Raw genomic sequence first — 14,651 nt, forward strand, 5'->3', positions numbered from 1 at the left:
ATTTACCCTGATTGAGTTGCTGGTAGTGATTGCGATTATCGGGGTGCTCGTCGCATTGCTGCTCCCGGCGATCCAAAGTGCGCGGGAAGCGGCGCGGCGAACCCACTGCAAGAACAATCTCAAGAACATCGGGCTCTCGATCCTCAATTACGAGAGCGCCACCAAAGAGTTTCCGACGGGCGGGGCGAGCTATGGAGATCGTATTGAGTGCTATGCCGAAAACGGCAAGGCGTGGACGGGCAAGAAGCAGGGTATGAGTTGGGCTTATCAGATCTTGCCCTATTTGGAGCAAGGGGCGCTGCGCGACATTGGCAATACCGATATCGTGCAAAGCACCTACGTTCCGCTCTACAACTGTCCGTCGCGACGCGGTCCCACGCTCCACGACACCCATTGGGGGGCGAGCTATCTCATGGACTATGCCGGCGCCCAGCCCGCGACGTTGGGGGCGAGCAATTCAACGGCCATGTATATCGCCACCCGGGATTTCCAGACATGCGTGCGTGTGGAGTTTTCCTTTTGGAGCCCCAACAGCACAGGATACGCCGTGGCCCAGGACAACGGCGTTTTTGACGGCGTGATTGTCCGTTCGCCATGGAGACGCAGCAACGTTGATCCTGCCACCTGCGGCCCCAATCCGGCGCCTGGGGCATTTGTCACGGGCGTGCCGAATCCTACCAGAATCGCCCAAATTTCCGACGGCACGTCCAACACGATGATGATCGGCGAGAAGTACGTCTATCAACAGCACTACGATGGACGCGGAAACGATCCGTCCGACGACCGCGGCTGGCTCGACGGCTGGGACCCCGACACGATGCGATCCACGATGGCCCAGCCCCTCAGCGACGCGGTCTGGAGAACGCTTTGTGCGGCGGACAATACTGCAGACAGAAGCAGGTTGTACAACCAGACGTACATGTTCGGTTCGGCCCATGCGGCGGGCTTCAACAGCGTGTTTGCCGACGGGTCAGTCCGCTCGATCAGTTACGACGTTCCGATCGAGGTGCTGAACAGCATTGGCACCAAGGGCGGCGAGGCAGGTGCGCACGAGACGACAACCCTGGAAGGGATCAATTGATGGACGGGTTGGCGAAGTTTCGGCTCATTGGCCCGTTGTTCTTCGGGGCGCTGTCGTTCGCGGCGATCATGGCCGCCGTGGCGATGTTGGGTGCGCAGTCGGTCTGGGGCGAGAAGATCGCAACGCCCGCAGCGAAAGTGCGTCCTGCCGCGGCCGCGGACTCGCCGCTCGATCTCACCGTCTACGACGACGTCGTCGAGAAGCTGCTCGCTCGGATGACGCTGGCCGAGAAGGTCGGCCAGATGACCCAGGCCGAGCTGACCTCGCTGGGCGATTTGAGCGCGATCGCCGATTTGTCGCTGGGGTCGGTCCTCTGCGGCGGCGGTTCCGATCCGCAGGCGGGCAACAGCGTTCGCGCCTGGGCCGACGCCTACGACGCCTGCCAGCGTCAGTCGCAGGCCTCACGGCTCAAGATCCCGCTGCTGTTCGGGGTCGACGCCATGCACGGCCATAGCAACGTGCTGGGAGCGGTGATCTTTCCGCACAATATTGGCTTGGGTTGCTCGCGCGACGAGGATCTCGTCGAGCGAATTGGCCGAGCGACCGCCCTGGAGATCCGCGCCACCGGCGTCAATTGGGCGTTTGCGCCGTGCGTGACCGTGCCGCGCGACGATCGCTGGGGTCGCACGTACGAAGGTTACTCCGAAACGCCGGACGTGGTCGGCCCGCTCGGCGCGGCCCTGATTCGCGGTCTGCAGGGCGCCCGGCTCGACGATCCGACGGCGGTGCTGGCTTGCGCCAAGCACTTCGTCGCCGACGGCGGAACCGCCCCGACGGCGCCGCCGGCAGGCGAAGATTTCATCCGTACGATCGCCCTCGACCAAGGGGATGCAGCCATCGACGAAGCCGAGCTGCGCAACGTCCATCTGGCGCCGTACCGCGACGCGATCGCCGCCGGGGTCGGATCGATCATGGTCTCCTACAGCAGCTGGAACGGCCTGAAGTGCACCGCCAACGAGTACCTGCTGACGGACGTCCTCAAGGGCGAGCTGGGCTTTCAGGGGCTGGTGATCACCGACTACAACGCGATCAAGCAGCTTGACGACGACTTCCGCGCGGCGGTTCGCAAGGCCGTCCTCGCCGGCGTCGACATGGCGATGGAGCCGAACAATTATCGCCAGTTCATCGACACGCTCGTCTCGCTCGTCGACGAGGGCGAGCTTCCCGTTGCGCGGATCGACGACGCGGTCCGACGCATCCTGCGCGTGAAGGCGGCGATGGGGTTGCTCGGGGACGACGCCGTCACGACCGCCGATCGTTCGCTGATCGAATCCACGTTCGGCGGACCCGCGCATCGCGCGTTGGCTCGCGAGGCGGTCCAGAAGTCGCTCGTACTGCTCAAGAACGAGGGAGACCTGCTGCCGCTGGTGCGATCCGGGTCGATTCTGGTCGCCGGCCGAGGCGCCGACGATCTCGGGATGCAGTGCGGCGGGTGGACGATCGATTGGCAGGGCAAACTCGGCGAGGTCACCACCGGCGGCACGACGATCCTGGCGGCCGTGCGTCACGCGGCGGGTTCGGGGCTGACGGTCGTCCATTCCCCCGACGGTTCCCTCGCCGCCGGCCGGCCGAAGCCCGACGTCGCGCTGGTCGTCGTCGGCGAGCCGCCCTACGCCGAGGGGAACGGCGACACGGCCGACCTCTCGCTCGCCGCCGAGGATCTGACGGCGGTCGCCAACGCCCGGAATACCGGGGCGCCGGTCGTCCTGGTCGTCCTCTCGGGGCGCCCGTTGGAGTTGGGCCCGGCGCTCGCCTCTTGCGACGCGGTCGTCGCCGCTTGGCTGCCCGGCACCGAGGGAGCGGGCGTGGTCGACGTGCTGTTCGGCGACTCCTCGCCCAGCGGACAGCTGTCCTTCTCGTGGCCCCAGTCGAGCGAACAGCATCCGCTCAATGTGGGCGTCGAGCCCTACGATCCCCTCTTTCCCGTCGGCCACGGCCTGCGCTACGGCTCCTCCAGCCACGCAGCGACCGCTTCGCCCGAGTCGCGCGCGGTGGTGGAACCGGTCGGCGTCTTGCTGCCGCAATGACGTTGCGTCGTCGCGCCGCTTGATCTTTGATTTGGCTTGCCATGTTTGCCATTGCGCCCCGTCGTCGACTCGATTCGCGGCTGCTGGTTCTCGTCCTTGCCGGCTGCGCGTGGTTTGCGTGCGCGACATGTTCGGTGCGGGCCCAGGTGAACGTCCAGGCGACGATCGACCCGCTCACCACGCGGGCGATTATGCCGGAGGGGTTTCTGGGGATCCATACGTCGGTCTACAGCAACACGATAGATCATGCGCTGCTGCCGGGGCGGCTCGGCGAAGCGGGGGTGCAGACGCTGCGCTACCCTGGGGGCGGGTACGCGGACGTGTTTCACTGGTCGATCGCTCGGGCTTCGTGGCTTAACGGGATTACCGGCGGCGGCCTGTCGCCCTGGTGGGGCGAGGCGGGCAACTTCGGCTGGATGTCGTGGAGCTCCCATCTTCCGAACTTCCTCAATCTAGTCGACGCCACCCCCGGCGGACGAGCGACGATCACTGTGAACAACGGCTCGGCCCTCAAGCTGGTCAACGGGCAGATGGCCGTCCCCGATTTCGGCGGCCAACCGCAGGAAGCCGCCGCCTGGTTCGCCTACGTCAACGCCGACCCCGCGATCTACGGCACCCCCGACGACGTCGTCTTGGGAATCGACCAGCAAGGAAACGACTGGCGCACGGCCGGACATTGGGCCCGACTGCGGGCCTCGACGCCGCAGCAGTACCAGGCCTGGGCCACCGCCGCCGGGACGTTCGATCCGCTCAACTCGTTCCTGGCGATCAACCGCACGGAGTCCTACGGCATCGAGTACTGGGAGATCGGCAACGAAACTTTCGGCACGGGTTACTACGGCGGCGGCACGGGGTACTCAGTCAACTACGACGTTCCCTACTCCGGCAACAACAGCCACCGCAACGGCCACCCCGATCTGTCGCCGACGGCGTACGGGCATGACGTCGTGAACTTCGCAACGCTGATGAAGGCGGTCGACCCGACGATCAAGATCGGGGCCGTGCTGAACACCCCTCCCGACGACAACAGTTGGGGGCCGACCTGGAACAGCGACGTCCTGGCCGTCGCGGGAGAGTCGATCGATTTCGCCGCGATTCACTGGTATCCCTGGGCGCAAAACGATTCGGCGATGCTTGCCAAGGTGCGCAATGACTTGCCGCCGATGATCTCGCAACTGCGAAGCTCGATCGCCGCATCGCGCGCCGACGGGGGTGCGGAAGTCGAGATCTTCGTAACGGAGTTCGAGACCAACCCCGGGTACACGCCAAACAGCCCCGGGCTGAATCCCGTGTTCGCGGCAAACGCTTACGCGACTTGGCTGGGGCTGGGGGTGTCGAGCGTCCAGTGGTTGGAGTTGCATTCCTCGACCTTTTTGAACGACGCCCAAGATCGCTTGCCGGTGTTCCACGCCGTTTCGCTTGTCGACAAGTTCGCCAAGCCGGGAGACGAGATCGTCGCCGCCGCTTCCACCGTCGCCAACCTCAGCGTCCATGCCAGCCGGCAAGCCGACGGCTCGTACGGGATCCTGCTGGTCAACTCGAGCACCGCGACCAACGGCGCCGCCAACGTCACGGTCAACCTGGGCGAGGGCCGGCACGGCGGCGCGGCTCAACAGTTCTTGTACGGGTTGACGCAGGTGAACGCTTCGACCGCGCCGGTCGAAACGACGCTGACCGATCTCGCCGATCAGTTCACGGTAACGGTCCCGCGGTTGTCGGTCATGACGTTGGTCCTCGCCCCGCCGAGCGCCGACGCCGACTTCAACGGCGACGAACTTGTCGACGGCGGCGACTTTCTGATTTGGCAGCGGGGCTTCGGCGCGCAGGGGGCGATGTTGTCGCAAGGGGACGCGACCGGCGACTTCCAAGTCGACGCCGCCGACCTCGCGGCGTGGCTCCAGCAGTTCGGAATCGTCGTCCAAGCGAGCGCCCAAGGGCAACCGATTCCTGAACCGGCGACGTGGCTGCTCGCAACGGTCGCAGCCCTCTCGGCTGCCGCGCGGACGCGCGCCTCGCGCTGAGCACCGAGGGTGTCCGTGAATTTCGACCGCTCCGCTTGTCCGCGCGATCCCGCCGTCCCCTTGCGGCCGCCGCCGCTCAGAGCATGGTCCGCGCGGTGATCCAGGCGCCGACTGCCAGGACAGCCCAACCGGTGACGGTGCGAGCCCAGAATTCGATGTGACCCGCGGCGTTGAACGCCGCCCCCAGTTTCTGCGAACCCGCCGCGATGAGCGCCGCGAAGACGATCACCGGCAGCGCCGTCCCGATGCCGTACAACAGCGGCAGCGTCACGCTTGAACCGGCCTTGAGCGAGGCCATGACGTTGCCGAAGAACAACGCCGCCGAAGTCGGGCAGAAGGCCAGCGCGAACGCGACTCCCAACAGCAACGCGCCGAAAATGCCCAGGGCGTCGACGCGCTTCTTGAGTTTCTCGGAGACGCCCCCGCCGCTCCCCAGATTGATCTCGATCAGTCCGACGAGAAACATCCCCAATAAGATCAGCGCGGGGCCCAGCAGCAAGTTCATGTACTTCTGCAAGAACAGCGACGCCTGCGGCGCCGACAACGCGGTTTTCACCAGCACGAACGCCAATGCCAAATACGCCGCCGTTCTCCCTAGCGTGTACAACAATCCCGCCAGCAGCACGTAACGCTTGTCGTTGACGCGCCGCCCGATGTAGCTGATCGCCGCGATGTTTGTCGCCAGGGGGCACGGGCTAATCGACGTCAGGATCCCCAGCCACAGGGCCGACGCCGCGGCCAACGTGAATTCGGTCATTCCTTCGACTCCGCTTCTTCCTTGGTTTGCTTGAGATAGGCGGCGACGCTGCCGCGGACGTGGGCGGCCAACTCTTCGGGCTTGCCGACCAGCTGCCAAACCTTCGGCAACGGTTCCCAGCGGACGACTTTGCCGTCGAACACGTTGGCCGTGACTAACACCGGGCCGTCGACCTTGTACGACTTGACGAGCGCCGCGTTCTTTTTGTCTTGGAAGTCGACGAACTGGAACACGACGACGCGCGACTTGACTTCCTTGGGAAAGCCCTTCAGAACCGCCTCCTCCGCGAGCGCCCCGATCCGTTTGCAGGTCGGGCACCGCTGCGTGCGATGAAAGTAGACGGCGATCACCTGGTGCTCGGGCGCCTTCGCGACCGTCGCCGTGTCGCCCGGGGATTCCGCCGCCGTCGCCGCCGCTTGCAACAGCGCGATTGCCGCGACAATGCTGGTCCACATGGTTCCGCTCCTTGATCGTGGATTGCGATGATCGTTCACTTGGCCGCGAGGAATTCTTTGGCCTCCGCGGCGACGTACTCGATGAAGGCCGGCTTGTCGCCCACCAGTTCCCACACTCGGCCGAGGTTTCTCCACTGGCCGTCCCGCCCCTCGTGCCGCTGCACGAGCACCACCGTCGGGGCGACGATTTCGTACTCGGATGCGAATCGGGCGTTGCTTGCCGTCTCGTAGTTCAGGATGCGCCATGCGACCTGCCCGCCGGCCAGCTCCGCGGCCAGATGCGAGTCGACCGCTTCCCGGGCGTATCTTTCAATCGTCTGGCAGGTCGGGCAGCGGACGTTGCCGTGAAAGTATGCGACCACCAACCCCTCGTCCGGCAACGTCGCGGCCGCGTCGTCGCTGGCCGCGTCGGCGCCGTCGCTCGCGGCGTACTCGCGGCGAATCGTCACGGCGACCGCTGCGACGACAAACGCCAGCAGCGCCGTACGCAAGATCACTTTGGCATTCATCAGTCAGTTCCTTCAGTTCCAGGCATTCGCTTCCAGGCCGCGGTCGTTCACGATCGCAGGTTCGCCATCATCGCCGGCAGTCGGGTGCGATACGCGTCGAGGAACGCCGCCTCGCACTCGGCCAACGGGCGAACCGGCACAAGGTCGCCGACCTCGCTCGGCGTCAGCCCCGACTCCGCGAGCGTTGCCGACGCCCCGGCGGCCATCCGACCGACCGCGTGCAGCGCGTCCGCCGGAGCAAGTCCGAACGACTTCGCCTGCTCGACAAGCTCAGCCAACTGCGGCCACAGGTACGTCGGACCCATCGCCGTAATCACCGCGTAGATCTCCAGCGTGCGTTCCTCGACTTCCGGCGCGGCGCCAAGCGGTTCGAACAGACGCCGGAGGAGTCCTCGGTCCGCCGCCGACAACTCGTCGCCGAACGCCAGCGGATTGAACCCCTGGCCGACGAGCGACGGGGCGTTCGGAATCGCCCGCGCGAAGCGGTTGAACCCCCCGGCCAGTTCGGCGAGCTTCGTCAGCTTGACTTTCGGCGCCAACGACACGACGACAGCGTTTTGTCGCAGCGATCCGGCAAGCGCCGGGAGCGCTTTGGCCATGGCCGGCGGGTGGACCGCGACGAACACGACATCCTGCTGAGCGGCGACGGAATTGTCGCCCTGCAGGGTTTGCAGCCGCCCCCCGCATCGCGGCAGACGCTGAAGTGCCGCTCCGTCGACGTCGGCGGCGACGACCGCGGGAAACTCCAGCCCGGCCCGTTCCCACCCCCCCAACAGGATGCGGGCGATTCGTCCTGCTCCGACAAATCCAATGGTCTTCTCGAACATGATTCGATCCCCCCGTGCGATGACGGCGCCCCTGTCGAAAAGGGGACAGGCACGCTCGCGGATTGCTCTTGGCATGGGTGCGCCGGCATTGGTCCGCGAACCGGTCCCCTTCTCAACGAACGCCTAGCGCGGCAGCAGTGCGACGATCTCCTGCGGAGTCGCGACCCTGCCGACCAGCTTGACCTGCCCGTCGACGACCAAGGCCGGCGTCGTCATGACGCCGAATTCGACGATTTTGTTGATGTCCTCGATCTTCTCGACCTCGGCCGAGAGCCCGAGTTCCTTGAGGGCAGTTTCCGTGTTCTCCTTCAGCGCGACGCATTTCTTACAGCCGGTTCCGAGAACTTGAATCTTGATCATCTTGAAAGTCCTTGCGTGTGGGGATTGGGGGCGGCCGCGGCGGTCGCCACGCCGGTCGACGGCCCGTGAATGAGCGGATTGTCGGGATACAAGGCCCCGTATCCCATGCCGGCGATCGACGACATGACGACCACGAGGGCGACAAACGCCGCGGTCTTCGTGTTGCCCACAACCGACCGAATGACCAGGATGCTCGGCAGCGACAGCGCCGGACCGGCCAACAGCAGCGCCAACGCCGGACCGCTCGCCATGCCGTTGCGCATGAGCGCTTCCAGGATCGGCACTTCGGTCAAGGTCGCAAAATACATCAGGCTGCCCACGACCGAGGCGGTCACATTGCTCGCCAAGCTGTTGTCGCCCACGAGCGCCGCGACCTGCTTCTCGGGAACGAGCGCCCCCAGGAACCCGACGACGAACACCCCGCCAAACAGCAGGGGAATGAGCAGCTTCGAAAACTCCCAAGTGTTCCCCATCCACTCGGCGAAGTCCTGTTTGTTCAGCCACGACAGCGACATGAGCACGACGGCGACGCCCATCGCCCCGGCCAGATACCATCGCACATGGTGAATCCGCACGACCCAGGTGTCGACGTCGGCGATCGTTGCGATCTCGGTCTTGGCCAGTCGGACGACCTCGGCCGTCTCATGCCCCAATGCGGCGTGCTTCAGCCGCACGTCGTAGGCGCCTTCGGTTTCGTATTGCAGAGTCGCCTCGAACCGCGTGCCGTCGGTCAATTCGACGTGCTTGTCGCCGGGGTTGAACCAGTCGCTGAACACCAAGAACGCCAGCATCGACGCGAGCATCACGGCGTTCTGCCACAACGGTCGACGCGCGGACGGCGGGTCGGGCAGGGCGAGCGTCGCCTGCGAGCGCCGCTCTTCGCTACGGCGAAACAACAGGGCCATCAGCACGCCGATCGCCACCCCGAACGCCAGCGTGCCGACGACTCGGGCGACCCCTAGTTCGATCCCCAGCACGCGGGCCGTGAGGAAGATCGCCAGGACGTTGATTGCGGGCCCCGCGTACAGAAACGCGGCCGCCGGGCCCAGACCCGCCCCCACGCGATAAATCCCTGCGAACATCGGCAGCACGCTGCACGAGCAGACCGCCAGCACCGTCCCCGAAACCGACGCGACGGCGTACGCCTCGACCTTGTTCGCCTTGGGGCCCAAGTGCTTGAGGACGGATTCCTTCGACAGAAAGGTCGTGATCGCCCCCGCAATGAACAAGGCCGGCACGACGCACGCCAACGTGTGGTTGCGGACGTACCACTGCAGCAGCACAAAGGCTTCGACGATCGCCCCGGTCGTCTTCGCCGCGGCCGGATCGGCGTCCGCGGCGAAGCGAGGGGTCGCCAGGGGGAGGAAGTAGGCGACCAGAAAGATCGCGACGAAGGATGCAAAGATCTTCCATTCTCGATTCATCGGGGACGATCCCTAAAGTTGTGTATTTGCATGAACATGCAAATATCTTGCCAAAAAAAGGGGGGAGCTGCCCCCTGACTTATGAAAGCACCTTGAGTTGGTCGTCGACGTGGCACTTGACGACCGACTCGATGCAGCCGAACAAGCTCTTCAGGCACTTGACCCGCAACCGGTAAAAGACCATTTGCCCCCGCTTTTCGCTGTCGACGATCCCGGCGTTCTTGAGTTGAGAGAGGTGCCGCGACACGGTCGACATGTCGGTTCCGATCACCGAGGTGAGGTCGCAAACGCACACCTGATCGTGCTCGGCGAGCACATCGATCAGCTTCAACCGGGCCGGATGGGCCAGCGCCTTGAGGACCTTGGCCCGCGTCTCGTATTTGGCTTTTTCCGCTCGGTTCATAGAATTCTCATCGGCGATTGGTTATTTGCAAGTTTAGCCAAATACTGGGGCGGCGGCAAGAGCGCCGCCGATTGCTCCGCAGACGGGAGGAGCGATCGGGCTTGGCAGGGCGCCGCTGCCTGCCGGTGCAGGGCGGGGGCCGCCCTGCGCGTTCACGCCAGCGCCATCTTCAAGCCCGCGACCAGCAGGACGACCGCCAGCACGCGACGCAGCGCGGGGTTCGCCAATCGCTTGGACCCCAATTCCGACCCGATTACGCCTCCGATTGCCGCCGCCGCGGCCCAGTACGGGAGCGCCGCGGGGAACGCCACGGCATGGGCGAACAGCCCCAGCAGCCCCGCCACGGAATTCACCACGATGAACGCCGCTGACACGCCCGAGGCGTGCTTCGGATCGGCCCAGCCGGCGATCACCAGCAGCGGGCTCAAGAAGATTCCCCCGCCCACGCCGGTCAGCCCCGACAAGAGCCCGATCCCGGCGCCGCAGAGGAGCCCCAGCCACAGCGGCAGCGATCTCGTCCGTTCGCCGCTCGGGTTCCAGGCCAGTCGTGCCGCCGCCATCAGCAACACGACTCCGACCGCAACCTTGTACGCCCCGCCGGGAACAGTGAGCCGTCCCCCGAGATAGGCCATCGGGATCGACGCCGCCGCGAACGGCCAGAACAGGGACCACGAGAACCGCCCCCGCCGGCAGAAGCGGACCGTGGCGATCGACGCGACGAGGATGTTCAGCGCGAGCGCCGCCGGCCGCATCGACTCGGGCGCGACCCCCGCGAGCGCCATCGCCGCCAGGTATCCCGACGCTCCTCCGTGCCCGACCGACGAATACAACATCGCGGCCAGGAAGATGCCAAGCACTAACGCAAATTCGCCCATGAGCGGCCGGGATCACGAGGACGGAGGTCGGGATACCGCTCGATGATACCAGCATTTGCGCCTGACGACATGATCGCGTGTCGGACTGCGCGCCGCCCGCCGATTCGCTACACCGAACTCTCGTACGTGATCCCCTCGACATGGTTCGACACGGACGCGGCGAATGCCGCTGCTTCCTTGTGGACAGGGTGCTCGATGTAGGCGTTGTAGTCTTCGATCGTGTCGAACTCGGCGAGCACGGCCATGTCGACCGCCCAGGGGGCCGGTTGCGAGGCGATCTGCTGGCCCGCCTCGACCCGCTTGTTCACCGGGATCTCGCGCCGCAGACGCTCCAGATTGCTGAGAATCTGCCGACGGTTGTCTTCCTTGGTCCGGCCGGCCGCTTCGTCTTTGAGATTGAATAGCGCGATGTGCTTGATCATGGATCAGGTCTCCTTGTGGGAACGATGTGCGATCAACAGGCGAACGGGCCATTTGCTCGGCGGGCCGCTGATGCCGCGTCATGCGAGCGCCAAGTGCGCCTTCGCTTCCGTCGCGACCGGTTGATTGGCCAGAAGTTCGACAATCTTCGCTGCAAACAGGTGGGCGTGGGCTCCTGTGCGTCCCGTCACGAGGTCGCCGTCGACGACGACGTCCTCGTTCGTGTAGACGGCGCCCATATTCACTGCGTCGCCGTACAGATTGTTGTGGCAGGTGAGCTTGCGGCCGCGGACCAACTCCGGCGCCGAGGCGACCAGCCACAGCCCGTGGCAGATGATCCCCTTGAGAACCGACTCCTCGGCGAACGCCCGGTGTAGGAACTCGGTCGCGGGGGGCAGCACCCGCACGTCGTCGGTGTACCGCAACCGGTCGGAGACCATGCCCGACGGGACGATGATCGCGTCGTAGCTCCGCAGTTCCTCGTCGCTCATCCCCTCGAACGACTCGTGGCACTCGAATGGGGCGTGGTACTCGTGCCCCTTGAACTCGATCGACTTCTGTCCCCACATCCGCGACAGGAAATGGAGTTCGGCGCCCTCTTCGGGAAACCGATAGTGGTAGTACCAGATTTCGTGCTCATAGAAATCGCTTTCCAACAGCACGCCGATCTTCTTGCCTTTGAGTTTCACGAAACGATCCTCTGATGGATGGGATGTCGTTTGCTGGGGGGCGGCGAGCCGATGCTCGCACCGTCCTTGGCGCCTAAACCCCGGTCGCCTCGGCCGACAGGACTTGGGCTCCGGCCGGGTCGTCGAAGTATCCTTGGCTGACTTCGACGATCCGCCCGTCGGGGTCGGCGATCCAGGCGGTTCGCCATCCGGGTATGAAGTCGCCGAAGTCCAACGGCGGCTGCGTCACGACGGCGTCGTCGCCGATCTCCGCAAGCAGCGCGTCCACGTCGTCGACTTGGAACGCCAGGTGCCGCACCCCTGGGTACTCGGGCCCGGCGCCAGTCGCCGGCGGAGCGGGCGACTCTCCCTGGGCTTGAAACAGCTCGAGCATCGTCGGGCAGTATTCCATTTTCAAAAACACGACCTCGTCCGCTCCGTTGCCGACGACGCGGGCGCGGTGGAACCCGAAATGCTTCGTGTAAAACTCCTCGGTCTGCTGCGGATCGCGGCAGCAGAGCCCGAGGTGCGAAAACAGCATCAGTCGCATGGAAATGACTCCCATCGTGATTTCCAGCCAAGGACGCGGGGCGTCGGCAAGGCGTGTGATTCGTGCATGCGTCGGTGCCGCGAAATTCGCGACCAGCGGGGCTGGACGACTCGCCTTCCGACTCGCGTCGGATTTTGGCGTCCCGGGCAACTTCGCTTGTTCTCTTGACCCGTCGTACCTGTTTCGTCGTCTTGCGTCGCTTTGCGCCGAATGCGGTTCCTCAGGCGCCGCCGGCCCCCGCAGCAACCGCAGCGTTCGTTACACCGCGGCGAGTTCGCCCGCCTCGACCGGGGCGCCGGCGACCGAGTGAAGAATCTCCAGCACGTTCGCCTCGTTCAGCGGGCGATAGGCGCCGATTGGTCCGAACCGCACGGCTTGCCGGGCGGCGCGGGGGAGGACGTCGGCCTCCACCCCCGCCTCGGCGAGCGTTGCGGCGATTCCCATCGAGGACCAGAACTCCTGCGTGCGGTCGATGGCTTCGTGCCCGACCTCCAGATCGTTGCGGCCCGCGCGGCAGATTCCCCACACCCGCTCGCCGTACTGGGCGAACTTCTCGGGGCCGGCCTCGATGACGTGCCGCATCCACCCGGGGTACACGATCGCCATCCCCAGGCCGTGGTTCACGTCGGTGGCGGCCGACAGTTCGTGCTCGATCAAGTGCGACGCCCAGTCGTTGACCACCCCGACCTGGGCGAGCTGGCTGCACGCCCAACTGGCGCAGTACAGCAGATTGGCCCGGGCGGCATAGTTCGTCGGCTCCGCGATCGCGATCGGGCCGCACTCGATCATCGTCTTCAGCAACCCTTCCTTGATCCGGTCCTGCGCCGGCGAGTCGGATGTGTGCGAGAAGTATTGCTCGAAGACGTGCGTCATCATGTCCGCCGTGCCGTAGGCGGTCTGGTCGGCCGGCAACGTGAACGTCAATTCCGGATCGCACACGGTGAACTTCGGAAACAGCGCCGGGGCGATCACCATCAGCTTCTCATGCGTGTCCCAGTTGCTCATCACGCTGGTGCAGTCGAAGTCGGATCCCGTGCCCGCCTTGGTCATCACGACGCCGAAGGGCAAGGCGTCGCGGACGACGCACCGCTTTTCGCTCTCCGGGATGCGCGTGTGAAAGTCCTCGTAGGCGCCCCAAATGGGGCCCTTGAGCTTCACCCCCGCGGCGACTGCTTTGGCCGTGTCGGACGTGCTCCCTCCGCCGACGCCCAGCACGAAATCGAGTTCCTGCTCGCGACACAGCGCAATGCCGTCGCGCACCAAGTTCACCCGCGGGTTCGAGTGGACTCCCGGCAGTTCCTCGAACCCAATCCCCGCGGCACGCAGCAGTCCGACGATCTGGTCGTAGACGCCGCTCGCCTTCAGGTGCCTCTCGCCGTAAGTCAACAGGATTCGCTTCGACGGGCTGAACTTGGCGATTTGCTCGGCGAGCGCGGCAAGCTGCCCGCGACCGAAGAACATCCGGCCCGGCTTTTCATATTCGAAATTGTCCATGACAGATTCTCCAGGCAAGGCGAACTGCAGCGACAGCGGCGACGAAGCGGCGCCTCGCCTACGCGTTCTCCAGCGAGTTCACGTTGTACGACAGTACGACCGGCAGGTTGTCGGCTCCGGCCCGGCCGAGGGTCCACGTTTGATTCGCTCGCATGGCCAGCCGTTGGCCGTCGGACTTCTGCCGGGCTTTCCAGACGACTGTGACGAAGACCAGCATCCCCGCCTCGCTCGGCTGGGTCGCCAGCGATTCGAGCACGTGCTCCTGCTCGTCGAACCGCTCGCCGACTGACGCGTACCAAGCGGCGAACTCGGCATGATTCCGCAGCCGCGCGTCAGGAAAGCGAATATCGAGCCCGTTGTCGGCCGCCAGCGCCAGCAGTTGCTCGACCGGCGCCCGATTGCTCAGTTTGTCGAACCACTCCTGGGCGAAGCGCCGGACCATCGCGTCGGTCAGTCCCGCGCACAGGACCTCGCCGACCTGCTCGAGCTCCTCGGCCACCGGATCCGCGGCCAAGCAGGGGACGAACGCCTGCCACACGTCGACCCCTTTCGCCTTGTGAGCGGTCAGCGCCGCCTCCGAGGTCCACCGCTCGTGCATCGTGAACCGATTAGGATCCGACTTGTGCCGAAACCACGTGAACGACAGGCATCCCTCGTCCAGACGGGCGGCGCGCTGAATTGCGGCCAGAGTTGCCAGGGCTTGCCCCTGGCACTCGGGTTTCACTTGCAGATGGAACAGAAAACTGGGCATAGTCTCGAGTCCTCAGTCACGCGAAACGG

At 65.2% G+C, this 14,651-nt stretch carries 16 protein-coding genes; 3 read left to right on the top strand and 13 right to left on the bottom strand.

Annotated elements, in window-relative coordinates; genetic code table 11:
* The 3 genes from KF688_17370 to KF688_17380 all read left to right on the top strand — a co-directional run.
* On the top strand, positions 1 to 1,081 hold a 1,081-nt coding region (locus KF688_17370; GenBank protein MBX3427453.1), incomplete at its 5' end, for a DUF1559 domain-containing protein.
* Complete coding sequence (locus tag KF688_17375; protein ID MBX3427454.1) at positions 1,081 to 3,108, top strand: glycoside hydrolase family 3 C-terminal domain-containing protein; 2,028 nt, start codon at positions 1,081 to 1,083, stop codon at positions 3,106 to 3,108. The genes KF688_17370 and KF688_17375, both read left to right, overlap by 1 nt.
* Before the next feature lie 41 nt (positions 3,109 to 3,149).
* Positions 3,150 to 5,129 carry a hypothetical protein gene (locus tag KF688_17380; GenBank protein ID MBX3427455.1) on the top strand — a complete coding sequence of 660 codons (1,980 nt, stop codon included), beginning with the start codon at positions 3,150 to 3,152 and terminating at the stop codon, positions 5,127 to 5,129.
* Positions 5,130 to 5,205: 76 nt separating this feature from the next.
* Here KF688_17380 and KF688_17385 read toward each other — a convergent pair whose 3' ends face one another.
* The 13 genes from KF688_17385 to KF688_17445 all read right to left on the bottom strand — a co-directional run bounded on the left by KF688_17385 (position 5,206) and on the right by KF688_17445 (position 14,622).
* Positions 5,206 to 5,886, bottom strand: coding sequence for a sulfite exporter TauE/SafE family protein (locus KF688_17385; GenBank protein ID MBX3427456.1), 681 nt, complete (start codon positions 5,884 to 5,886; stop codon positions 5,206 to 5,208).
* Entirely contained in the window at positions 5,883 to 6,341 is a 459-nt protein-coding gene (locus KF688_17390; protein MBX3427457.1) for a hypothetical protein, read from the bottom strand. Before KF688_17390 ends, KF688_17385 begins: the two co-directional genes overlap by 4 nt.
* Positions 6,342 to 6,376: 35 nt before the next feature.
* A complete protein-coding gene (locus KF688_17395) occupies positions 6,377 to 6,850 on the bottom strand; it encodes a hypothetical protein (GenBank protein MBX3427458.1) in 474 nt (157 codons plus the stop codon).
* Between the two features lie 47 nt (positions 6,851 to 6,897).
* Positions 6,898 to 7,677, bottom strand: a complete 780-nt coding sequence (locus KF688_17400; GenBank protein MBX3427459.1) for an NAD(P)-binding domain-containing protein — start codon at positions 7,675 to 7,677, stop codon at positions 6,898 to 6,900.
* 123 nt (positions 7,678 to 7,800) lie between these two features.
* Positions 7,801 to 8,037, bottom strand: a complete 237-nt coding sequence (locus tag KF688_17405) for a TM0996/MTH895 family glutaredoxin-like protein (protein ID MBX3427460.1) — start codon at positions 8,035 to 8,037, stop codon at positions 7,801 to 7,803.
* A complete protein-coding gene (locus KF688_17410; protein MBX3427461.1) occupies positions 8,034 to 9,461 on the bottom strand; it encodes a permease in 1,428 nt (475 codons plus the stop codon). The genes KF688_17405 and KF688_17410 overlap by 4 nt, the downstream gene beginning before the upstream one ends.
* A gap of 79 nt (positions 9,462 to 9,540) precedes the next feature.
* Complete coding sequence (locus KF688_17415) at positions 9,541 to 9,864, bottom strand: helix-turn-helix transcriptional regulator (GenBank protein MBX3427462.1); 324 nt, start codon at positions 9,862 to 9,864, stop codon at positions 9,541 to 9,543.
* A gap of 152 nt (positions 9,865 to 10,016) precedes the next feature.
* Positions 10,017 to 10,739 carry a sulfite exporter TauE/SafE family protein gene (locus tag KF688_17420; GenBank protein MBX3427463.1) on the bottom strand — a complete coding sequence of 241 codons (723 nt, stop codon included), beginning with the start codon at positions 10,737 to 10,739 and terminating at the stop codon, positions 10,017 to 10,019.
* A 107-nt stretch (positions 10,740 to 10,846) separates the two neighbouring features.
* Positions 10,847 to 11,161, bottom strand: coding sequence for a Dabb family protein (locus KF688_17425; GenBank protein MBX3427464.1), 315 nt, complete (start codon positions 11,159 to 11,161; stop codon positions 10,847 to 10,849).
* A 78-nt stretch (positions 11,162 to 11,239) separates the two neighbouring features.
* Positions 11,240 to 11,848, bottom strand: coding sequence for a DJ-1/PfpI family protein (locus tag KF688_17430; protein MBX3427465.1), 609 nt, complete (start codon positions 11,846 to 11,848; stop codon positions 11,240 to 11,242).
* Between the two features lie 73 nt (positions 11,849 to 11,921).
* A complete protein-coding gene (locus tag KF688_17435) occupies positions 11,922 to 12,392 on the bottom strand; it encodes a VOC family protein (protein ID MBX3427466.1) in 471 nt (156 codons plus the stop codon).
* 243 nt (positions 12,393 to 12,635) lie between these two features.
* Positions 12,636 to 13,871 (bottom strand): iron-containing alcohol dehydrogenase, encoded by a 1,236-nt coding sequence (locus tag KF688_17440; protein MBX3427467.1) that lies wholly within the window; start codon positions 13,869 to 13,871, stop codon positions 12,636 to 12,638.
* Positions 13,872 to 13,929: 58 nt separating this feature from the next.
* Positions 13,930 to 14,622: an antibiotic biosynthesis monooxygenase gene (locus KF688_17445; protein MBX3427468.1), complete on the bottom strand. Its 693-nt coding sequence runs from the start codon at positions 14,620 to 14,622 to the stop codon at positions 13,930 to 13,932.
* Positions 14,623 to 14,651: the final 29 nt, after the last annotated feature.

It is taken from the genome of Pirellulales bacterium (assembly GCA_019636345.1).
Lineage (GTDB): Bacteria > Planctomycetota > Planctomycetia > Pirellulales > Lacipirellulaceae.